We start from the raw sequence: 22279 nt of genomic DNA on the forward strand, positions 1-22279 counted from the left end.
GCTAAGATGGATCATGCCGTTGTACTTGCCATAGACGGCAATTCCACGGGCAAGCCATGCAATGTTTCTTTGATGAGAAAATCTACAACGGCTTTGATATCGCCACCAGTTTCTTCATAGACTTGCAATTGTTTGCGTGCGCTGGTGCCGTGCTCTAAAATTTTGTAGATGGTGTTGATTTCGCGTCGTGAGCCGAGTTCTTCGACGGCATCATCAACAAAGCGCAGAAATTCTAAAATCAAGTCGGTGGTTGGAATTTTTTGTTTCTTACTAAAGTCAATAAGTTGTCCTGTTAGGCCATAGCGTGCGGCAAGGAACTTGTTTTCTTCAATCAAGGCGCGGCTGTAGTGGCGAAATTGCATGTTACGTTTGTAGAGGTCGTAGAGTGTTTTCGCTGTCGCTTGAATCAGTGCAGCTACAGCCAGCGATTCATCGACACGCGTAGGAATGTCGCAGATGCGAATTTCAATGGTCTCAAAAAATGGATGTGGTCGCACATCCCACCAAATTTTCTTGCCGTTGTCGATGCAGCCTGTTTGTACCAGCAGTTTGACATAGTCATCGAACTCTGTGTAAGAATCAAAAATGTCAGGAATACCTGTGCGCGGGAAACTTTTGAAGACTTGAGTGCGCCACGAAAAGAGTCCTGTTGGTCTACCGAGCCAAAATGGTGAACTGGTTGTAAGTGCCAAAATATGCGGCAGAAGATAGCGAATCTGGTTCATGACCTCAATTTGTGCCTCACGGTCTTTGATGCCAATGTGGACATGCAAGCCGAAAATCAGATTGGCACGTGCAATATCCTGCAAGTCATTGACCAATCCATGGTAACGCTCATGCTGAGTGATTTCTTGATACTTCCAGTCAGAGAAGGGATGAGTAGATGCAGCAACGATGCGCAAGCCTTTTGAAATTGCCAGTTTTGCAATTTCCGTGCGCAACCCCATCAGGTCTTTACGTGCCTCTTCTATATTAGCGCAAATGCCCGTGCCAACTTCTACAACGGACTGATGCATTTCAGGTTTGATGTGCTCCTTCAAGACGCGTGTCCCATCCTCCAAAATTTGCTGAATATGGCTTTTTAGCTCGCGCGTATGTGGGTCGACAATTTGGTATTCTTCCTCAATGCCAATCGTGAATTTTTCTTTTTCCATCGCTTCATTGCTCCTTTGTTGCAAATGCAGTTAGTGCGGATAGAGCTTTTCGGGAAGATACTAACTTTTTACCAAAGTTGCATCGTGCTCCTCGGCTTGCGCTGCGCCTTAGCTTTTCTTGTCAGAAATGACTATTCTTTCTGCACAAACACTCATGCAACACAACTATGAGCAGCGTTTCACTCAACGGGGGGACCCTGACCGTTAGCACGATTTACTGTGTCGGCAAAAACTATGAAGCCCATGCCAAAGAAATGCGTGAAAAACTTGGGCTAAATTTTGCTGAGGCGCCGCTTGATGAGCCCATTCTTTTCTCAAAACCTGCCAGTTCGCTGGTGCACTCTGGCGCGTGCATTAGCATTCCGCAGTTTAAAGGTCAGCCCATTTCGCATGATATGCATCACGAACTTGAACTTGTCGTCCTGATTGGCAAGCGTGCTATTGCGATTAGTGAAACTGAAGCAGCTGATTATGTTGCAGGCTTTGGTGTCGGGCTTGATATGACACTGCGCGACCGGCAAACTCGCGCTAAGCAAAATGGTCAGCCTTGGCTTGTCTCAAAGGGCTTTCGCACGGCAGCTGCTGTCTCGGAGTTTGTTGCACATCCTTTGCAAGCTGTAGAGACCTTCAAGATCACGCTTCAAAAAATGGTGCACTCGTGCAACAAGGCTATCCACGCAAGATGACATTTACTATCCCCTTTTTAATCTCCTACCTTTCGCACATTTTCGGCTTAGAGGCAGGTGATTTGATTTTTACTGGTACTCCCGAAGGCGTTGGCAAAGTTAATTCTGGTGATACACTCACAGCTACACTCTACGGTGGAGACCGTGTGCTAACAACCCTACAGGCGCACGTAAAGTGATCGCGCCTAATCAAATTGCAGTAGGCAATAAAAAAGGCGTCCTTTTCAGGACGCCTCTATGGTTTCTGCAAGCGTATTTACGACAAGGCTTTTTAATTAAAAGTGTAACGGATGCTGAACTGCGCAGACCACAGGTCGGCAATGCTTGCTGTACGTTGGAAGGAAGAGTTCAAAAGCTGTGGGCCACTCGGTGTCGTGACTGTTGCCATTCTGAATTGTGGTCTGCCATCTGCCGAGACTCCTGCAGCTGTCAGTGGGAATGGCGCTGTACGCTGCCAGCCGACTCCCCACTCACTATTGAGCAAGTTTCCGACATTAAAGATATCGAGGCGCAGTTGCAATCCATTGCGTTGACCGCCGAGTTCAAGGTAGAAGTCTTGAATAACCGCTAGGTCTGCACGGAAGACCCAAGGGAAGACCGCGCCATTACGTTCAGCATATTGACCACGGCGCGTACGCAAATAGTCGTCTTGCTCAATGAAAGCATCAAAGGCGGCTGCTTGTTCATCTGGCGTAAAGGTGCGACCTCCAGTGGTTAGCGGGAGAAATAACAAATCACTGGCGCGGTTAGGCACGAAGATTAGGTCGTTGTTGACAACCCCATCTTGATTCATATCGCCGCCGTATGTATAACTGAAGCGACCTTGAGGCGCGCCTGACCAGAAGAGAGAGATTGTGGTTGCACCAATTCCATACTCAAAGCGGTAACTGCCGCTTGCCAGCACTCGATGCGGTACGGCTGCTGCAGAGAAACCCAACTCTGGCAGGTTTGGATTGTTAGCGACCGGATTGTTTGCCCAAGAGCCAAATGCGATTGAGCCGGGGTTGTTGTTGTTGCGTGCATCTGTGTAAGTGTACGCTATAAGTCCAAACCAATTGTCGCCAAATGACTTTTGCAATTGCGCAGTCAGCGAGATGGCATAGTCATCACCAGAGTTTTGCAGTACCACATTGCTTGTTACATTGGGGTTCAAGCGGTTGGCATTACCAGCCGTCCCATCATAGCGCAAACGCTGATCGGGTCCTGCAAATGTGCGTGTCGCTGGACGCAAATTTGCGTTGATATAAGAAATACCAGCCAAGGTTTTGGTGTAGATACCGTCAAATGTAGCTACAATACCGAGTGGTAGTAAGTAATCTACACCGAGGTTAGTACGCCAGACCTGTGGGAAGCGGAAGTTCGGGTCAGTCGTGGCCAGTTCAATTGAGGTTGGCAATTGTGGGTTGGCAGGGCGATAAGCTGTTGTGCTTGGATTGAAAGGACGGATACGGGTGTTATCAAGTTGTTCGAACCCTGTAAGCACACCATTGTTACCAATTTGGTTAGAGATCCACACGAAGGCAGGCTGACCTGTGAAAACGCCCGTGCCACCGCGTACTTGCAGCGAATTATCTTCTAACACATTCCAGTTAAATCCTAAGCGTGGCGAGAAGAGCGGCGTCGCTTTCGGCAAGCGATCAGTACGCGATTCGATTCGATTGCCATTGCCATCACGGAATTCCAGCGTTGGCACAATTGGGTTTTCAAACGCTGTATTTTCAAAGAAAGGAATATCGACGCGAAGGCCGCCTGTTACACGCAGGTTGCTCAGGACTTGCCATTCATCTTGCACATAAATTCCGGGATTCCATGCACGAGTTGGTTGTACAGGCTCAGCACCACCGGGTAGAGCCGAATAACGATATTGGAAGCGACGCAGCGTAACAGGTGACTGCGTACGGTTGGGGTTGCGGAGGTAGTCGTTAGCATCTGTGTACCAGTCTTCAAGAGAGGAATATACATACACGCTTTGTGAGCCCGGAAAGAAGACATTGCGGAAGCTATAGTAGACTAAGTTCAACCCAGCGGTGATAGTATGTGCCCCTGCAAAGTAGGAGAAGTTATCTTGAAACTGGAGAGTTGAGTAGCTAAGCTGGTTAGATGGTGTAAAAGGCTCAAAACCAAATGAGATCAGTGTGGTTCCAGCCTCTTGAATTTCCACAAGCGGGAAGAGTTCACCACGTGAACCACGGTCTTCATTTTGGTAAGTGTAGCCTGCAATAATCTGATTGGAGAACTTGCCACCGAAGGTAGAGTTCAATTCAGCAATTACAGATTGAAAGCGGTCAAACTGAATATAGTTTGAGTTTTGGTAGCTCAGTGCATTGATGCCCTGACGCGCACCGAAACCCAGCGATGAGCTGAGGCTAATAGGCACATCCTGACGTGCATCTAAGGCATTGTAGCGTATGCTCAATTTGTTATTGTCGTCGATATTGTAGTTTATTTTAGCCAGCCAGTTGAGCATACTAGGACGCTGCTGCGTATAGTCCTGAAAAGGTCCTGTTTCGTAGCCAAAGTTTTGGCGTAAAAACCGGCTTAAAGAATCCATCTGTTGAAATGTTGGACGAGAGATGTTGCCCCCTGGTGATTCTCCGGGCTGGCGAGGACGAAGCGTAAAAGGCGTGGAGTTCTGTTCAGTTTCTGCTGCTACGAAGAAGAAGAGCTTGTCTTGAATGATTGGACCGCCAAAGCGAAATCCGCCTTGCAGGTTGTTAAAATTATTTGCGGCAGCTCCGACTTCAACGCCTGCGGCTTTGCGACCTAAGAACGCTTGATTGCGCAGGTTGAAAAATGCAGAACCTTGGAAGTTATTGGTGCCACTGCGTGTTACCAGATTCACACCTGCACCTACAAAGAGTCCTTGACGCACATCATAGGGTGCAAGCGAGACTGCCACTTCTTCAATGGCTTCTAAACTCACTGGTGCAACGTTGGCGCGTCCACCCGGCAAGCCAGAAAGACCAAAGCTGTTGTTCAGGTATGATCCATCAACCGTAATGTTATTCAAGCGGTTGTCTTGCCCAGCAAATGATGTGCCGTTCGCCTGCGGCGTGAGACGGGTAAAATCCGTAAAGTTACGACTAATGGTAGGCAATGAGGTAATTGCTTCTCTTGGCACAACTGTGTTCGCTCCTGTACGATCAGGGCTGATGGCGGCATTGCGCGCAGCCGTAACAGTAACCTCCTGTGTGGTAGCCGATTCTTCAGCTAATTTGAAGTTGGCACTACTTGCTGTACCTAAGTTGAGAAAAATGTTTTCAATGGTCTGTGTCTGGTAACCAACATAGCTTGCTGTAACGCGATAGGGACCTCCGACGCGCATACCGAGAATGGTATAGCGCCCGTCAGCTTGGGTAATTGCCCCATAGCGCGAACCTGACGGCACATGCGTTGCAATTACGCTTGCGCCAATCAAGGGCTCACCTTTTGTATCTGTAACGAGACCAATCATAGATGAAGTACTCACACCCTGTGCCCATAGGCTGCTACAGACCAGCAGCATAGCAAAGAGTGCAAGCCAAGAGATAAAGTATCTGGGCTTCATTATTTTCCTAATTTGGTTAGAGAGACAGTAAAAAATCGGTTGCAAATATAGAGGGCGTGCTTCAAAATAAGATATTAAGTTTTTGTTATGAAAGATTAAGACGCCACCTCTGCGTTTTGGATATGGCAGAATGGCTATCATCTCTTGCTGGTGTAGGAAGTTTGCATGAGGATACTGCAGCAGGGCGCATTTTCTACAGTATGGACAGGTATGGGTTTAACTGTGTGGTTACAACACAGAGGCATAGCACTGCTAGCTACGGTGTGTGTTTCGGGCGTTCCAAAAAGTAGTCAGCTTCAGCAAAGTCGCAGACGCCACCCACGGGCGGGTTGCGTTTGCGCACCTTGATATGCACAGATTCCAAGATTGGAAAATCAAGCATCAATTCATCTGCAATTTTTTTAGCGACAGCTTCAATAAGATAAAACTTGCGCGAGGTAATCACTTTTGAGATGCGCGCATAGACTTGCTCATAATCTACGGTCTGACGCAGTGAGTCGGTTTGTCCTGCCACTGAAAAATCAAAATAGAGTTCCGCATCAACTTCATAGCGTGCGCCGACCTTGTGTTCGGCTTCTCCAACACCATGATACGCATAAAAAATCGCGTTCTTGAGCCTGACGCAACTGCGAGAGTATTGAGCATTCATTTTTTGTGGACCATTTACTGATAGGCTATTTACGGCATCTGGTGGATGCAGTCTACCTTACCGTTATTCCTCATCGGCAGGCTTTGGCGTTGCAAATTCATCATACTGTTCGCGGCGGATCTGGGCGCCCAATTTGCGCAGTTTTTGCTCAATTTTTTCGTAGCCTCTATCGAGGTGATAGACACGCAGCACTTCGGTTTTACCAGAGGCAGCTAATCCTGCCAAAATCAGGCTTGCCGATGCACGCAAATCCGTTGACATGACCTTTGCACCACGCAGCGCTTTGATACCACGCACGATAGCCGTGTTTTTCTTGATTTCAATATCTGCACCTAAGCGATTGAGTTCGGGAATGTGTTTGAATCGCTCAAAGTAAATGTGATCTGTGATGCGGCTCGTGCCCTTTGCTTGAGTCATCAAAGCAGACCACTGCGCTTGCATGTCGGTTGGAAACTTTGGGTACGGTTTTGCTTCAACATGCGTTGGACGCAGTTCCTCAGGGGCTTGCAGTGAGATACAAGTGTCTCCCAGCGTGATGTGGCAGCCTGCAGATTCAAATTTTTTGAGCACGGCTTTCATCTCTCGCGTGTCAATGTTTGTGAGCGTGATACTGCCATGCGTAATTGCAGCAGCAGCAAGAAGTGTGCCTGCCTCGATACGATCGCTGATGTTGTTTTCACGTACGGCATACAGTTCATCGACGCCCTCAATGTGCAATTTTGGCGTGCCAATGCCTTCAATTTTCGCTCCCATCTTAACAAGCAAGCGTGCCAGTGCTGTGATTTCAGGCTCAATAGCTGCGTTGCTAATCTCGGTTATGCCTTTAGCCAGCACCGCCGCCATTAGCGCATTACCTGTTGCTCCAACCGAGACCAGCGGGAAGTCAATTTTTGCTCCAACTAGGCGTTTACGCTTGGCTTTGGCTACGATGTAGCCTTCGTCAAGGTCAATCGAGGCACCGAGTTTTTTCATTGCTTCAATGTGCAAATCCACCGGTCGCGGTCCAAAGGCGCAGCTCCTGGCAGCGAGACGCGTGCTCGACCAAACCGCCCGAGCAAGGGTCCGAGCACATAAATCGAGGCGCGCATTTTTTTGACCAATTCGTAAGGCGCTTCAAAATGTGAGATATTTGCAGCGGAAATCGTGAGTGTGTGGTGTTCATACTCAACGCGTGCGCCGATGATGCGCAGTAGATTAGCTAGCGTATGCACATCGCGCAAGTCGGGCACGCGCTGAATGATGGTTTTGCCTGAGGCTGGGAGCAACGAGGCTGCCATCAGCGCCAGCGCCGCATTTTTTGACCCTGAGACTTCAACTTCACCCGAGAGCGGTCGACCGCCTTGAATCACCAGTTTGTCCATTGTGTCGTTGCCGTAAAAGCCTGTTATCGGCGTGTTCCGCTGTGTTGCGGTCTGCGCGAACTACCTTGTGGCGGTGCCGGCGGACGAGTCTCCATGCCTTCGGGCGGCGGCATCAAGGCTTTCATAGAGAGACTGTATTTGGTCTTGCCTGTCTTCGGGTCTTGCTGGACACGAATGAGTTTGACGGAGACTTTCTCACCTGCTTTGAGCGCTTCGCTGGCTTTGGTAATGCGCTTGTGCGAGATTTCAGAGATGTGCAAGAGCCCTGTGATCTTAGGCAAAAACTCCACAATTGCACCAAGCTCATCGCGCACTTCTTTCACTTCACCGCTATAGACGGTACCTTCTTCAGGTTCAGCGGTTAAGCCTTTGATAATGGCAATTGCACGCTCCGCCGACTCGCTGTCTGTTGCTGCAATTGTGATTGTGCCATCGTCAGCAATGTCAATTTCTGTGTTGGTCTGCGATGTAATGTTGCGAATGGTTTCACCGCCTTTGCCAATTACTGTACCAATAGCCTCTACTGGAATTTGTATGGTCGTCAGACGTGGAGCGTATTTAGAGAGCGTCGGACGTGGCTCCGCAATCGCTTCTTTCATAATCTTCAAGATGTGCATCCGTCCTTCTTTAGCTTGGGCTAACGCTGCTTCAAGAATGCCATAATCCAATCCGTCGATTTTGATATCCATCTGACACGCCGTAATGCCTTCAGTTGTCCCTGCAACCTTGAAGTCCATATCGCCCAAGTGATCTTCATTGCCGAGAATGTCGGAGAGTACCGCATAGCGCTCACCTTCTTTAATTAAGCCCATTGCAATGCCTGCAACAGGTCGTTTCATCGGCACGCCTCCGTCCATAATTGCTAGCGTGCCGCCGCAGACCGAAGCCATTGACGACGAGCCGTTTGATTCCAAGATATCCGAGACCACACGCATGGTGTAAGGGAATGTCACTTCATCGGGAATCATATTTTTAGGGCACGCTCAGCTAAGTTACCATGCCCAATCTCGCGTCGACCGACGCCAGTCATCCGCCCGACTTCACCGACCGAGAATGGAGGAAAGTTGTAATGCAGCATAAATCGCTTTTCAGGATCTTCAGTCAGCGTATCGATCAACTGCACGTCCTTTTTTGTACCCAGTGTAAGGAAAACCAGGGCTTGTGTTTCACCTCGCGTGAAGAGTGCCGAGCCATGCGAGCGCGGAATCAAACCCAGTTCAATCGAAATGGGACGAATGTCTGTGAGCGAGCGCCCATCAAGGCGTACGCGGTCGTTGAGAATGGTCTGGCGCATGGCATCACGCTCAAGGTCGTGAATCACTTGCTTGATTAGTTTTTCATTGAGATACAAGGCTTTTTCAGGCGCCGCAGCCAAGACTTCTTCCGTGATCTCCGCCTTGTATTTTTCAAGTGTAGCTTTAATGGTCTCTTCGTAGAGTAATTTGGTTTTCTCTGCACGCACGTCTTTGGCGAGGGCTTCATGCGCTAACGCATAGAGTTTGTCGTAGCAGAGCGATTTGATGTATTCTTTCAAGTCAGCAGGTGGTAAAATCGGATTGAAGGGGCGCTTGGGTTTTCCGACTTCACGCGCTAGTTCCTCTTGCACTATGCAAATTTTCTTGATGACTTCATGTCCGAACTTAATTGCTTCAAGCATGTCTTGCTCTGAAATCTCATGCATTTCACCTTCAAGCATACAAATCGTATCCTTTGTGCCACCGATACAAATATCCATATCACTCTTCTCAAGCTCTTCAGTATGCGGATTGATGATGAACTCACCATTGATTCTGCCGACACGCACCTCGGCCATTGGCGTGTAGAAGGGAATGTCAGAGAGCATAAGCGCCACTGACGCCGCCACGCCACCCAGTACATCACCATCATTGATTTGGTCAGAAGAAATTACAGTAACCACAACTTGCGTCTCACTGGTATAGCCATCAGGGAAAAGCGGGCGCAAGGCACGATCGATAAGACGAGCGGAGAGAATTTCTTTTTCACTTGGTCGCCCCTCGCGCTTGACAAAGCCGCCCGGAAATTTTCCTGCCGCAGAATACTTTTCACGAAATTCAACTTGAAGTGGCACAAAGTCCTGTCCGGGCACAGGATCATCTTTTTTGGCAACAGCCGTAGCTAATACCATTGTCTCCTCAAGCCCGACAACCGCTGCGCCATCGGCTTGCTTTGCCATCTTGCCTGTCTCAATACGCAGAATTTTGCCTCGTCCTAAATCGACTTCTTTTGTGATGACCATTTGTTGGAATGCGATTATGAGGTTTTGTTGCTTTATGTTCTGACTTGCGTCTTCCTTGTTGCTGCTTAAACTAAACTACTAATATAGGGAATTTTCACTTCAATGTTGAAAGCACAGCTCGTGCTTACAACTGCGATTTTACTTTTACCCAATAATTTTCCCTACAATTGCTTACCATGATATAACGAACTTAGTAAAATTGCCCGAGGTACAGTAATGCCTCTACACACGCAAAGTGCAAGTGTATTGAGTAAACTTTGTAACTTTATCTCTACATCTGCAATCGCTATGCGCAATCTTGCGCCTTAAAACCAAAGAACTAACCACTCAACTATCAACCAAGCCAAAAGGAGTAATTAGACATGCTACACCCAAAAACTTTCACTCGATTTTTGCTCAGCATTATGCTGTCTACACTCTTGCTTAGCGTAGGCTGCAGCAAGAAAGAACTCTTCATTGAAGGCGAGATTATTATGAGTTATGCTAACGCAAACGATAAAGCCCTCATTGATCACCCTGTATTTTTGATGGCTGATAGCGTTGTCTCACGCAGTTTGGAGAAATGGCGCGAAGGCTTCAGAGCAGAAATGAAAATCATTGATAGTGTCGAAAATCGAATCAATTTCATCATAGATAGCCTGCGCAAAACTATTGCCACCGCTGGTAAAAATACAGACTCGCTCGAGAAAGTCTTTATGGCTTACAATGACACGCTTAATCTCTTCTACAAAGAAAAAAACAGGTATAGAGCCGATGTTCTCAAGACCCTGATTATTCAAATCCCTAAACTCAAGGGCATCAAGACCAATCAACAAGGTAAGTTTCGCTTTGATGCCGCCACGTTGGGCACCGAACTTAAGCCCGGAAAATACGTGCTCATGAGCGGCTATGATGCCGAGCGACAAAGCGGCATACTTTTTCAAACAATTGAATTAGGCGATAAACCGGTCGTTACACAGCTTACTGTCCGAGATATTGATCCTGTGCTGAATTTCTATGTTGAGCGTGGCAAAGAAGGTGTCATGCTCGATAGCACTGCGCTTCGCTCAAAATGAAAACCATCTCTGAGCCCCAAAAAGAAGGGACGCCGTAGCGTCCCTTTTTGCTTTGCCTCTGTTAAGCTACTTTGTGCATTAGTCACAGCAGCATGCCATGGGCGTGTCGCAGCAAGTGTTCGTTGTGCAGGCCACAGTGCAGCAGTCTGTGCACACCTCACATGTACATGCTGAACAGCAGCAAGCTGCAGAGGCACTGTTGTTATCCGCAGCCTTAACTTGTGGCAAAGCGCAAACACCAGCTACTGCAAATAGCGTGATTGCTACGAAAGAAAAAATTTTCTTACGCATATCCTTTTTATCCTCAAAATTTTTGGTGTACGGTTGATTCTTTTTGTCCGATAAATTCCTTGCCGTCTGCGCTTAGGTTTGCAGCGTATCGTGCTGGCTCAGCGGCAAATTTCTTGTCGCAGCCATTGCAGCAGAAGCCATAAGTTTTGCCCTCGTATTGGACGGTTCTTGCCCTCGGATTGACCTTTTCGCCCATCACAGGACAAACTTCATTGAATGGCTTTTCAGTGCTGCCTGATGAACATCCTACAAAACCCAGTAGCAGCAAGGAAAACAGAAGTGCTTTCATGTCTCAGAAAGTTAAAACCCATAATTGTGCACGCTCGGCACGAGCCATAGCGCGCGTTCAGAACAAGATTTGAACAGCGGTCGGTATCAAATGAGCAGAATCTCGCAGCGCAGGTAAATTGGCGGTTGCGACGAGAATGACTTGCAGGGTTCTATGATGCGGTCTTGAAAACTGGAATCACTGATTAGCGGATAGGTCAGCAGTTCGGGGAAAAGCGCAAGTGCGCGCAAAAATTGGCATTTCCCTTCGGGCTGAAGCGCATCGTAAGGGGAGACTTCGCTTGCAGCAAGGTCGCACTGTTCGCAGCAGGGTGGCGCAGAGAAGGACATAGCACAGGCATTATCTTGTGCAGTACAGCACGGGCAGAGCGTATGCTCGCACTTTGTGAAGACCACACTCAGGTTACTGAACAGTAAAGTTGCTGTTAGCAAAAAGATGTAAAGCCGTCGAATCTGCATTTTACTTTGCCACTTTGCCTATGCTTTGCTTTTTTTATGCTTGGAGTATACAAAAAATCGCCGCAAATACCAAGCATCTCTATCCCTAAATTAGACCTCTGAATACGATACTTACTATTACATGTGCTATCTTTGTATATTAGCAATGCTCCTTTTTTCATATCATGTTCATGCAACTGGAAATTCTCTCGATTGGCGACGAATTGCTTATCGGTCAGGTCGTCAATACCAATGCCACTTTTATCTCAAAGGAATTTGATCGCATTGGCATTGCCACGCGGCGCATTGTTACAATTGGCGATGATAAGCTTGCCATTCAGCAGGAACTTGAACGCGCCTTGGGTGCAGCTGATATCGTAGCAATAACGGGCGGCTTAGGTCCAACACATGACGATGTTACCAAAGATGCCCTCGCTGAATTCTTCGGTTTAGAATATGAGTTCAACGAAGAAGCCTATCAAAATTGCCTGAAAATCTTTGAGCAGCGTGGCTTGCATATGCCTGATAGCAACCGCTCGCAGGCCATGGTGTTCAAAGGCTGCATGGTCTTGCAGAATTCGTGCGGCACTGCGCCGGGTATGATTTTGCACCATCTTCCAAATTACGATGGTAAATATGTCGTTATTATGCCTGGTGTGCCAAGTGAGATGCAAGAGATGATGCACCGCTCTGTGATTCCTTATTTTGCACCGCTTTCAAAGACCTACATTAAGCACACACATCTAATGACGAGCGGCGCTGGCGAGTCACATCTTGCTGAGCTTATTGGTGATGAAAAAGCTTTTCTTACGCCTAGCTCTACCTTGGCTTACCTGCCACAGACTTCTAGCGTCAATTTGCGCGTAACGACTCGGGGCACAAACCGTGAGCAAGTCGAGCGTGAAAATGCCGCAATTGTTGCCACCATCGCAGCACGAATCCAGAAGTATCTTTATGCAACAGACGAGCAATCGCTTGAAGCCTTTCTTGGCGCCCTGCTCAAACAGCGTGGCTTGAGCATAGCTACAGCAGAATCTTGCACTGGCGGACTTATCGCCCATCGCCTTACGAATGTGCCCGGCTCTTCTGATTACTTCATTCAAAGCTATGTGGTCTATAACAATCTGGCAAAAGAACGTACATTAGGTGTGCGGCATGAGACGCTGGAGCAATTTGGTGCCGTGAGCCAAGAAGTTGCGCTCGAAATGGCAAGAGGTTGCTTGCAGCGTTCCGGTGCAGACATTGCCTTAGCGACAACAGGCATTGCCGGACCTACAGGCGGCACAGAGACCAAACCTGTTGGTATGCTGTGTCTTGCACTTGCTACTAACGCAAAACTTGGAAACCAAGAAAAAGCTAAAAACGCTTTACTTTGCTAAAGATCGACTGCGCAACAAAGAACTCTTTGCACAAGCGGCGTTAGACTGGCTACGCCAAACCCTTGTCAGTGCAGACTAGGACTTGAGAGTTTGACTTTTTTCAACTTTAACCTTTTAATGGCTATGCAAATCGGAGACTATCAGATTTTTGCGGTAGAGTGCGAGCGCTTCGCACTTGATGGAGGTGCGATGTTTGGTACTGTGCCAAAAGCGCTATGGGAAAAAGCAATCCAGCTGATGAAAAAAATCGCATTGAGATGTCCGCCCGCGCCATGCTGATTGTGGGCAATGGCAGAAAAATTTTAGTCGATACAGGTATGGGGCAAAAGTGGGAGCCCAAATACCGTGAGATGTATAAAATTTCGGATTCCTTTCTTGAGGCAAATTTGCGTCGTGCTGGCGTCTCTGCTGAAGAGATTACCGATGTGATTCTCACGCACTTGCATTTCGATCATGCTGGCGGCGCAACAAAACTTGTCGATGGCAAACTTGTGCCCACTTTCCCGAATGCCACCTACTATGTGCAAGAAGCCAACTACAAGTGGGCAATGAATCCGAATGCCCGTGAAAAAGCTAGTTACCTCAAAGAAAATTTTGTACCGCTCTTAGAGCACAATAAACTTCGCTTTACAAGTGGTGAAGAGGAGCTCTTTCCGGGCGTGCATCTGATGCTCTCTCATGCGCATACTCACGCGCAGCAACTGGTGCGTGTTACCGACGGCAGCACTTCGGTTTGTTACTGTGGCGATCTTATTCCAACATCATCCCATATTCCACTGCCTTGGGTGATGGGCTATGATCTTTATCCGCTTGAGATTATGGAGGAGAAACGCAAACTCTTGGAGCGCGCCGCCGATGAGCATTGGACGCTTTTCTTTGAGCACGACCCGTTCAAAGATGCAGCAGATGTTATTAGAGGCGAGAGAGGTATCACAAAAAATACGACCTTTTTCATTAACTGACATGAGCCTGATGATGCTCATCGTTGCTTCTAAAAGTGTGCCGAGGCTGCGCAAACTTCTTTGAGATGTCTCTCTTTTGCAGACCTTGCACTCATGTTAGGCATCGTGTCTGGAGAATTTTGGTCGGAGCTTGCGGAGTTTTCGCCAAAATCGCGCCCAAAATTCTTGCTGTGATATATGGCACAAATGTTGTAGGTTTAATATAGATTTGCTGCGCATTGTTGCCGCCGCAATGCAACGGCACGACACAATGACACAGACTTTGGCGGAAACCAAAATCAAACGGAGAGCACATGGCAATTGAAAAATCCACAGGCTCATCGAGCTTAGCCGAGGTGGTAGACCGCATTTTGGACAAAGGTATCGTGATTGATGCGTTTGCCCGCGTCTCGCTGGTCGGCATTGAGCTGGTGTCGGTAGAAGCGCGCGTTGTGATCGCCTCTGTCGAAACCTACCTCAAGTATGCCGAAGCGATTGGTCTGACAGCAACGGCTGCCTAAAGGGGAGAAAGGACGGCTTGCTGATATGCCCTTGCCAGAGTGCATAGTGCATTTCACCAAGTGCGTTGTTCAGTCCACAGGATTTGAATGCTATTTTGCTCTAACAAAAAGATGTGTGTGATGCACACGTGTCTAAATTAAGTCTGCAACCATCATGAGCCAGTCTGCCACAACACTCTCAGAATCGCGCCTCTTGCAGATTGAAAAGACCGCGCTCTATGAAGAAGCGCTGCGTGCACTGTATCGCGCACTTGACGCTGCCGGTCTTGTCGTCAAAGAGTTGCAAGAGAGCACAAGTTCCTCCATGCTAAGTGAGTATGATGAGGCGCTACGCAAATCGCTTGCGCAGCATCGTTCTGTGCGCTACAAGGATTTTGAGGCCATCTTCAAGCACGCTTTGCAGACTCAAAAACGCCGTGAAACAGAACTTTCTCTATCTGTGCGTCAATTCTTATCGGAGCAAACCGAGTTCAGCCAAGAAGTCTTGCGTGAGATTGCCCAGCTACCTGAAACTGAGTCTGCTGAACCCTCTGAACAAGCCCGCCGCACGGCTGAAGTTACTGCGCTGATGAAGCACTTTGCAGAGTTGCAACAAAAACGCCGTGAGGAATTGCTCCAACTCCTGCGTGAGTTTAGAGCCGAACAAGAAGCCTTTTCAGTACAACTGCGTGCCTGTCTTGCACAGGCTAAGGAATTACGGCTCAAGGACCTGAAAACCATGTTTCAGACCTTCCAAGCCGCTGCTGAAACACGCATTCAGCAAACCCAAGCACGGCGCAAAGAAGTCGCCGAAATGCTTCAACGCTTCAAACTTCAACGCCTAAACCAGTTCAAGGATCGCTATGCCAGAAAAAATGATGAGTAGTTCCAGCGGCGCCTCGATGCGCACGATCGTAGAAAATATCAAGTCCGCTCGTCAAGAGCGCGCGCGCCGTGCCCTTGAACGCACAGAATCCGTCAAGCATATCAAGAGTGACACCAAGTTGCTTTTGCAAGACATTAATGACTTGCGTGAGCAGATACGCAAAGACAATGCGCGACGCAAAAAGCAAATGGAAACTATGCTGGCGCAACATCAATCTGAACTGCGCGCCACAGTGCAGCAACTTATGCGCGTCTACCAGCAGTTTATCTTGCGCCTGCAGGCTGAGCATCAGCAGCTCAAGCAGGACTTAGACCAGAAAGCCCGGCAAGTGCGCGCAACTCTCAAGGCCAACGAAGAAAAACGCATGAACGTGCAACAGGCTTTGATGCAAGAGATTCACCGCCTTATTCAAGCAAAACAGCAAGATGTGCGCCGTATCAAAGCCGATGTGCAAACACTCAAAAATCAGACGACTGCGATGATGTTGGCTTATGCCAATGAACACAAAGAAAACCAAGCAATCTGGGCAGAACTCTCCTCAAGTGCACCTAAACGAAAGCCCTCTCTGCCGAACGTTGCAGCAGAGCCAAGTGAGGCAGAAAAACAATTTGCTATCAGCATTCCTTTCGCTAAGCAAAAACGATAAGTTTACTGCTGAAATTGGCGATATGGTAACTCTACTACTTAAACTTGAAACAAGGACTCGTGAGCGATGAATGAAGATATTAGCACGGTCATAGAAGCCTCGCCCCTACCTGATTTTGTTGAGACCAAGTATGTCAAAGATTTGACCTACCGCGCCTTGACTTACATTGAAGCGGGGTTTCCGATTCACTTGCGTGGTGCTAGCGGCACAGGCAAAACCACGCTTGCGATGCACATTGCAAGCAAAATCGGCAGACCTATCGTGATGCTGCATGGTGATGCCGAGTATAAAACCAGCGACCTTGTCGGCGGTGAGTTTGGCTATCACAGCCGCAGGGTCGTCGACCGCTTTCAATCGCGTGTGCTCAAAGTCGAGGAAGATTTTGCTAAACGTTGGGTCGATAGCCGCCTGACGATTGCCTGCAAATACGGCTTTACCTTGCTCTATGATGAATTTACACGCTCACGTGCCGAAGCCAACAACGTCCTGCTCTCTGTCTTGCAAGAAAAAATCTTGGATATTCCTGCAGGCAGAACAGGTGAAGATGGCTATCTGAAAGTGCATCCGAATTTCGTAGGCATTTTCACGAGCAATCCTGAAGAATACGCTGGGGTGCACAAAGCCGCTGATGCGCTGCGCGACCGCATGGTTACAATCGACTTAGACTACCCAGATTTTGAGACCGAAGTGGCTATTGTTATTGCCAAGTCAAAAATTCCTCAGCCTGATGCTGAAGAGATCGTTGGTATTGTCCGTGCTTTGCGCGAGAGCGGTCGCTGCGAGTTTGCACCGACGGTGCGCGCTGCAATTATGATTTCTAAGACGCTGATGGTGCAGCGTACCAAAATTTATCAACCGCCGAACTTCTTTATGAGCGTCTGCCAAGATGTCTTGGCTTCAGAGACAAGTCGGATCGGCTCTCGCACCAATCAAGAGGAAATTCGCATCCTTGTCAAAAAGTTAGTAGAGCGCTCGCGTCTCTATTTGGAGTCCTCACTCAGTGGCAAGGTCGGTCTTAGTCGAAATGCTGAAGCCAATTTACATATCTTACGCTCTGAAAAACTGGCAAAGTAAAAGTCAGCGATGGGTTTTGAAGAAGCAGCTAAAAAGTTAGTCTCTTTCGTTAGCACCATGACCGGCAACACAGCAAAACTTGTCAAGCTCGAAAAAGTCCCTGAGGGCTGGTTGGGCTATGCAGAAGTCTATGAAGAAAGCGCGTTTATTAAGTCTGTCGGTCTGCCAAGTAAGGTGATGGATCGAAACATCTACGAAGTCAAAATGAATGCCTCGCTGGAAGTCACTGCCTTTGCACGCAAAACGAATTTTGAGCCCTGATGAGCAAGGACATTACTTATTCCACAAGCAGCAGCACCCTTGCTGAAATTTTGGAGCGCGTTTTAGACAAAGGCGTTGTTATTGCAGGTGATATCAAAGTAAATTTGGCTGATGTTGAACTGCTCAACATTAAGATTCGCTTGATTGTCTGCTCCGTTGATAAAGCCTTACAAATGGGAATCAATTGGTGGCAAAGTGACCCGATGCTCTCGACAGAGGCAAGAACAAAGGAACTTGAAGCAGAAAACAGCGCGCTGAAAGCGCGGCTCGATGCACTCGAAAAACAACTTGCTGCACTTTTGCCACCCAGCGCACAAAAATGAACTCTTAACTCTGACCGACTATGGCAACCATCAAGACCGTCAGCGCGATTAAATCAGCGCGAAGCCTCAAACGCATTCCACGCTCCAAGACTGCCAGACCTATCGGCACCAGTGGAAACTACCTCAATCTCTATGTGCTCTCCACAGAAAAAGAACGTCTCGAAAAAGAACTTGCGACAATTGAGCGTCGGCGCAGTGAAATCGTCAAGCAACTTGCCAACGTCATGAAAGAAATCGAAGATATCACAAAAAAGCACTTCAAAGACACCGAGAAAAAGCAACCAGACAAGCCGTTCAAAACGGTTTCGCTGAACTACTAATCCAAGACTTTCAAGCGCTATGGCACAGGAAAAATCAAACTCGAACGATCCGATTGGCAGCATCTTGGAGAGCATTGAGCGCCTGGCTAAACTTGCTGAGAATTTGCAGCAAAAGGCCGAGACATTCTCCAAAGCAGGTGAAATTGACTTAAGTCGCATCAAAGAAGGACTGAAAGCAAGTTACAATATCTCTTTCAAGACAGCCAGGGGCAGCGTGCAGCGCACCGCCTCAAGCGCATTTGCTAAAACTGCATCTCAGAAAAAAAGCGATGCGAACCCCATGCCCGCGCGACTTGAGCCCGAAGTAGACTTGTTCGTAGAAGACACAACAATCAAAATCTATGCACAACTGCCCGGCGTTTCCGAAAAGGATATTCATCTTGCGCTCCGTGATGATATGCTTGAACTTGAAGCCAAAGGCATAGATCGCATATTTTACAAAGAACTTTTGCTCCCCAAACCAGTTCAGCCTGATTCTCTTCAAACCCGCTTTCACAATGGGATTTTGGAAATCACGCTAATCCTTGAGGTCTGAACCGACATAGAGCACCATACTCCCAAACGCCTCCTTGAAGTTGATAAAATGACCTCTTAGATATTTAGGGCGGTTCTGTAAATTTGTGTTTCCTTGAGGTCCACGTACAGTAGCAATTTCTTGGACATGCGCCCGTGTAGAAAAAACACAACTTCACAATACATGCATGAAGAAATTTGGCAAATTACTTCTTCTGATGATCATCTTGCAGCTCTTACAGTCAAGTTTTCCACACTCCACAGACGCTCAAACCGCCTCACAAACGGTATTAGAGGAAACGGGACTTTGGAATGGCTTGTATATTAAAGCAAAGTTCTCCAAAACATTCGGCTACTATGCTGAACACCACTATCGGCTGAGAAATCGCGCTGATAATGTCTCGTCTTTTATTGGACGCACGCGCCAGCTGTACAACAGAGCTGGTATCAACATTTTTTTTAACGACAACTTCGAGGCAGTTATAGGTCCTACACTTGTGCTTAACTTTACGCCTGAACCGGGCAATGCACGTTTTGAGAATGTTACGCTGGAACCTCGTATCTGGCATCAGTGGCTCTTTATCATGCCTATGGGTCGCGTGAAAATTTTCCATCAATTTAGGTTTGAGCACCGCTGGCGAAGAAGCAACGTGATTGGTTCAGAGTATGACTTTACCAATCGCTATCGCTACAAATTTTTTGCCTACATTCCACTCAACAAAGAAACCATTGAAGAAAACACCCTGTTCTTTTCACCGAGTGCAGAGATCTTCTTACAGTCCGGAGCATCTATTGTCCAAAATCCATTTGAAGATTTCAGAACCTACAATGGCTTTGGCTATGTGCTGAATTCTAGCCTTACATTTTTTGTTGGACATATGTGGACAATCGGTCAAAGTACATCAGGCTTTGAGTATAAGACGACGCATATCATTAGGCTCAATCTTTTTTGGGGTCTCGATTTGAGAGACTTGGATAGCAAAGTTCCACCTATTAACCTAGGATACTAAACTCTGATGCATCGAATCACAAAATGGTTTTTACCTGTTGCAACTGCCCTTGCTTTTCTGCTTGCTGGCTATCTCTATCTAGATCGGGCAAGTCTAAAAACTCAAATAGCTCACAAAACCAAAGAAGCCGAGCAACAACAAGGTGAGTTGGAACAATATAGGGCGCTCAAAACTTCACTTAGGGACCTACTAAAACTAAAGACAAATCGTACCCTTTCAGATGACAGTTTGGACGATGCACAATTGCTTGCAGAATTACGCCATGCACTGGCAAACTTCAAACGTACAAATGACTCTTTGGGGAAAAATTTAGCGGAGAAAGTAAGCCAAACGGCTTTGCTCAGCATGCAAGTACAGCACTTGCAGAGCACCTTGCATGGGCTTCAGGCTGAGAAGGCTTTCATTTTACACCAACTTGATGCGACACATCATGAAGTGGATAGCCTGTATCAGGCCTTAACCAGAACCAAGAAGATGCTCGATGACATGAAGCTCGACAGTCTCACTTTCATCTCTCCAAAAGGTGCAACTGTATCGTACTATGGGAAAGTCTTGAATGGTAAGCCTTTTGGTTTCGGCATTGGTTTTTACAAAGGTAAAGGCTATTACATTGGAGAGTGGAACAACAACATGCGCCACGGTCAAGGCAAACATGTTTATCTCAATGGCGATATCTACGAAGGTGAGTTTGTCAACGACCAGCGAGAAGGCTATGGCGTCTACCGTTATGCTTCTGGTGAGCTTTATGAAGGCGAATGGAAAGCGGATTTGATGAATGGCATGGGCAAGTTTACGTTCAAAGATGGTGATGTGCAAAGCGGGATTTGGCAAGAAGGCAAGATGAAGAATAACTAACGCAATAAACCTAACATGATGCTTTACTCTACACTTACCTGCCCAAATTGTGGCTACCAAACACAGGAAGCTATGCCTGAAGCAGCATGCTTGTATTTTTACGTGTGCGAAAACTGCAAAGTGCTTCTCAAACCCAAGCCCGGTGATTGTTGCGTCTTTTGTAGCTATGGCAGTGTAAAGTGCCCACCAAAGCAAGCCCAATCGTCAAACTGCCACCCGCTTTCCTAACCGGTGCTTGCATGCTGCGTCGTAAGAAAACCTACTTCAACTGGAGTAGTGGGAAAGATTCTGCCCGTGCGCTGTATGAACTCTTCAAAGATGAGCGCTTCAGCGTAGAGTATTTGCTCACTTCGGTTAACTCGAGTTATGACCGTGTCAGCCTGCATGGGCTGCGTCGCGCGTTATTAGAGGCACAACTCCAATCGATTGGTCTGCCCAGCGGTACAATCGAACTGCCCGAACAGCCAACTAATGCCCAATACGATGCTATTGTGCGCCAAAAAGTGGAAGCTCTGAAACAGAGTGGCTTTGACTGTGCCGCATTTGGCGACATTTTTCTCGAAGATCTTCGTGCCTATCGTCAGCAACAATTAGAACCGCTTGGCTTTGAAGTTGTGTTTCCTATATGGAAAAGAAATACCAGGCAGCTCATTGAGGAATTTATCAATTTAGGCTTTAAGGCAATTATCATCTGTGCTAATGCCGATGTGCTCGGGCGTGATTTTCTCGGTCGCCTGATTGATAGAGATTTTTTGAACGATTTACCCAAAGGCATTGACCCATGCGGTGAAAATGGGGAGTATCACACCTTTTGTTTTGATGCACCTTACTTCAAGTTTCCAATCTCGTTTTCAGTCGGTGAGATTGTCCTGCGCGAATACACTTACAACGGCACAAAAAGCCGATTTTGGTTCTGCGACTTACTTCCAGTAGAAACATCAATAAGACCCGAACCTGAACAGAATTATGTCTGAGAATGCGTTAAGTCAAACTGTGCTAATTGTTAGCGTACTCTCTGGTGGCGCCCTGTGGCTTCTGGAAGGTATTGTGCCATTTTTTCAGAACCGTCAAGGGCGACTGCAACACGCACTCCCAAACCTTGCTATTGCGCTTCTCAATACTGCACTTAGCTCCATTTTGATGGCTGGCTCACTCACTGCACTCAGATACATTTACCCCTACTGGCAAGGATTGAAGGCTTTAGGCATCGGAGACATTCCAACTTCAGCCTTGATTGTCCTTTGCTATGACTTCTGGATGTACCTTTGGCACCGCCTCAATCACCAACTTTCGTTTTTCTGGCAATTTCATCGCTTTCACCACGCCGATGCCGCCATGGATGTAACTACAGGGTTTCGCTTTCACCCGTTAGAAATCCTGCTATCAGAACTGATTCGCCTGCCCGTGCTTGCTCTGCTGGGCATGGGTGCCACAGAAATTTTGCTCTACAACCTGCTCTCGTTTCCCGTCATCTTGCTGCACCATAGCAATGTTGCACTCCCAGCATCTTTGGAAAACGCCCTGGCTTACCTCATTCCCACACCAAACTTGCACCGTGTGCATCATTCAGTCAAAAAAGTGGAAGCCGATATGAACTATGGCTCACTACTTTCGCTGTGGGATAGGCTCTTCGGCACGCTGCTGCGCCACAACAATCCCTCTACCTTGCAACTTGGCATCATCGAAAAGTGATGGGAAAACCTTTCCTGACACTTCACAGCAAGGATTCCTGACAGTCAGACACTCCCTTCAACTTCAATTTTGCCTCAAAATTCTCTAAAAACGCCATGTCCACTGTCCAATGAAATTGGCACGATGTTTGACTAACTCTCTGATGAGCAATGC

Annotated in this window: 20 protein-coding genes and 5 pseudogenes; 18 read left to right on the forward strand and 7 right to left on the reverse strand. The window is 47.5% G+C overall.

Annotated features, from left to right (window positions below; all coding sequences use genetic code 11):
- Window positions 1–11 precede the first annotated feature (11 nt).
- Window positions 12–1154, reverse strand: a complete 1143-nt coding sequence (locus CMR00_07230) for a carboxylate-amine ligase (GenBank protein PIO48003.1) — start codon at window positions 1152–1154, stop codon at window positions 12–14.
- 167 nt (window positions 1155–1321) lie between these two features.
- On the opposite strand from CMR00_07230, the pseudogene CMR00_07235 reads away from it, so the two are divergent.
- Window positions 1322–2019 (forward strand): annotated as a pseudogene (locus CMR00_07235) (fumarylacetoacetate hydrolase).
- Between the two features lie 92 nt (window positions 2020–2111).
- On the opposite strand, the gene CMR00_07240 reads toward CMR00_07235, so the two are convergent.
- The 4 genes and pseudogenes from CMR00_07240 to CMR00_07255 form a co-directional block, all read right to left on the reverse strand.
- Complete coding sequence (locus tag CMR00_07240) at window positions 2112–5528, reverse strand: TonB-dependent receptor (GenBank protein PIO48004.1); 3417 nt, start codon at window positions 5526–5528, stop codon at window positions 2112–2114.
- A gap of 115 nt (window positions 5529–5643) precedes the next feature.
- Window positions 5644–6036 carry a dihydroneopterin aldolase gene (folB, locus tag CMR00_07245; GenBank protein ID PIO48005.1) on the reverse strand — a complete coding sequence of 131 codons (393 nt, stop codon included), beginning with the start codon at window positions 6034–6036 and terminating at the stop codon, window positions 5644–5646.
- Window positions 6037–6099: 63 nt separating this feature from the next.
- Window positions 6100–7397: pseudogene (gene murA / locus CMR00_07250) on the reverse strand (UDP-N-acetylglucosamine 1-carboxyvinyltransferase).
- Window positions 7398–7420: 23 nt separating this feature from the next.
- Window positions 7421–9654, reverse strand: a pseudogene (locus CMR00_07255) (polyribonucleotide nucleotidyltransferase).
- A gap of 362 nt (window positions 9655–10016) precedes the next feature.
- Between CMR00_07255 and CMR00_07260 the strand changes: the two are divergent.
- Together CMR00_07260 and CMR00_07265 are read left to right on the forward strand one after the other, a co-directional pair.
- On the forward strand, window positions 10017–10709 hold the full coding sequence (locus tag CMR00_07260) for a hypothetical protein (GenBank protein PIO48006.1): 693 nt from the start codon (window positions 10017–10019) through the stop codon (window positions 10707–10709).
- Window positions 10710–10806: 97 nt separating this feature from the next.
- A complete protein-coding gene (locus CMR00_07265; GenBank protein PIO48007.1) occupies window positions 10807–11037 on the forward strand; it encodes a hypothetical protein in 231 nt (76 codons plus the stop codon).
- On the opposite strand, the gene CMR00_07270 is transcribed toward CMR00_07265, so the two are convergent.
- Both CMR00_07270 and CMR00_07275 read right to left on the reverse strand, forming a co-directional pair.
- A complete protein-coding gene (locus CMR00_07270) occupies window positions 11014–11289 on the reverse strand; it encodes a hypothetical protein (protein PIO48008.1) in 276 nt (91 codons plus the stop codon). The genes CMR00_07265 and CMR00_07270 overlap by 24 nt on opposite strands.
- A gap of 86 nt (window positions 11290–11375) precedes the next feature.
- Complete coding sequence (locus CMR00_07275) at window positions 11376–11747, reverse strand: hypothetical protein (protein ID PIO48009.1); 372 nt, start codon at window positions 11745–11747, stop codon at window positions 11376–11378.
- Between the two features lie 170 nt (window positions 11748–11917).
- On the opposite strand from CMR00_07275, the pseudogene CMR00_07280 reads away from it, so the two are divergent.
- From CMR00_07280 to CMR00_07350, 15 genes and pseudogenes are all read left to right on the forward strand, one after another.
- Window positions 11918–13184: pseudogene (locus tag CMR00_07280) on the forward strand (competence/damage-inducible protein A).
- Between the two features lie 44 nt (window positions 13185–13228).
- Window positions 13229–14067 (forward strand): annotated as a pseudogene (locus CMR00_07285) (MBL fold metallo-hydrolase).
- Window positions 14068–14360: 293 nt separating this feature from the next.
- Window positions 14361–14567, forward strand: a complete 207-nt coding sequence (locus CMR00_07290) for a gas vesicle synthesis protein GvpA (protein ID PIO48010.1) — start codon at window positions 14361–14363, stop codon at window positions 14565–14567.
- Between the two features lie 154 nt (window positions 14568–14721).
- The gene (locus CMR00_07295) at window positions 14722–15432 is read left to right on the forward strand and encodes a hypothetical protein (protein PIO48011.1); all 711 of its coding nucleotides are present in this window, start codon (window positions 14722–14724) and stop codon (window positions 15430–15432) included.
- Window positions 15410–16078 (forward strand): hypothetical protein, encoded by a 669-nt coding sequence (locus CMR00_07300; GenBank protein ID PIO48012.1) that lies wholly within the window; start codon window positions 15410–15412, stop codon window positions 16076–16078. The genes CMR00_07295 and CMR00_07300 overlap by 23 nt, the downstream gene beginning before the upstream one ends.
- A gap of 66 nt (window positions 16079–16144) precedes the next feature.
- The gene (gene gvpN, locus CMR00_07305) at window positions 16145–17152 is read left to right on the forward strand and encodes a gas vesicle protein GvpN (protein PIO48013.1); all 1008 of its coding nucleotides are present in this window, start codon (window positions 16145–16147) and stop codon (window positions 17150–17152) included.
- A 9-nt stretch (window positions 17153–17161) separates the two neighbouring features.
- The gene (locus CMR00_07310) at window positions 17162–17413 is read left to right on the forward strand and encodes a hypothetical protein (protein ID PIO48014.1); all 252 of its coding nucleotides are present in this window, start codon (window positions 17162–17164) and stop codon (window positions 17411–17413) included.
- On the forward strand, window positions 17413–17736 hold the full coding sequence (locus CMR00_07315; GenBank protein ID PIO48015.1) for a gas vesicle protein: 324 nt from the start codon (window positions 17413–17415) through the stop codon (window positions 17734–17736). Before CMR00_07310 ends, CMR00_07315 begins: the two co-directional genes overlap by 1 nt.
- A 20-nt stretch (window positions 17737–17756) precedes the next feature.
- Window positions 17757–18056 (forward strand): hypothetical protein, encoded by a 300-nt coding sequence (locus tag CMR00_07320; protein PIO48016.1) that lies wholly within the window; start codon window positions 17757–17759, stop codon window positions 18054–18056.
- Window positions 18057–18075: 19 nt separating this feature from the next.
- Window positions 18076–18591: a hypothetical protein gene (locus CMR00_07325; protein PIO48017.1), complete on the forward strand. Its 516-nt coding sequence runs from the start codon at window positions 18076–18078 to the stop codon at window positions 18589–18591.
- A 196-nt stretch (window positions 18592–18787) separates the two neighbouring features.
- Window positions 18788–19579, forward strand: coding sequence for a hypothetical protein (locus CMR00_07330; protein ID PIO48028.1), 792 nt, complete (start codon window positions 18788–18790; stop codon window positions 19577–19579).
- A 6-nt stretch (window positions 19580–19585) separates the two neighbouring features.
- On the forward strand, window positions 19586–20434 hold the full coding sequence (locus tag CMR00_07335; protein ID PIO48018.1) for a hypothetical protein: 849 nt from the start codon (window positions 19586–19588) through the stop codon (window positions 20432–20434).
- Between the two features lie 15 nt (window positions 20435–20449).
- Window positions 20450–20662, forward strand: a complete 213-nt coding sequence (locus CMR00_07340; GenBank protein ID PIO48019.1) for a hypothetical protein — start codon at window positions 20450–20452, stop codon at window positions 20660–20662.
- Window positions 20663–20676: 14 nt separating this feature from the next.
- Entirely contained in the window at window positions 20677–21408 is a 732-nt protein-coding gene (locus CMR00_07345; GenBank protein ID PIO48029.1) for an ATP-binding protein, read from the forward strand.
- The gene (locus CMR00_07350; GenBank protein PIO48020.1) at window positions 21401–22126 is read left to right on the forward strand and encodes a sterol desaturase; all 726 of its coding nucleotides are present in this window, start codon (window positions 21401–21403) and stop codon (window positions 22124–22126) included. Before CMR00_07345 ends, CMR00_07350 begins: the two co-directional genes overlap by 8 nt.
- Window positions 22127–22279 lie beyond the last annotated feature (153 nt).

This window comes from [Chlorobium] sp. 445, from assembly GCA_002763895.1.
In the GTDB taxonomy this organism is placed as follows: Bacteria; Bacteroidota; Chlorobiia; order Chlorobiales; family Thermochlorobacteraceae; genus Thermochlorobacter.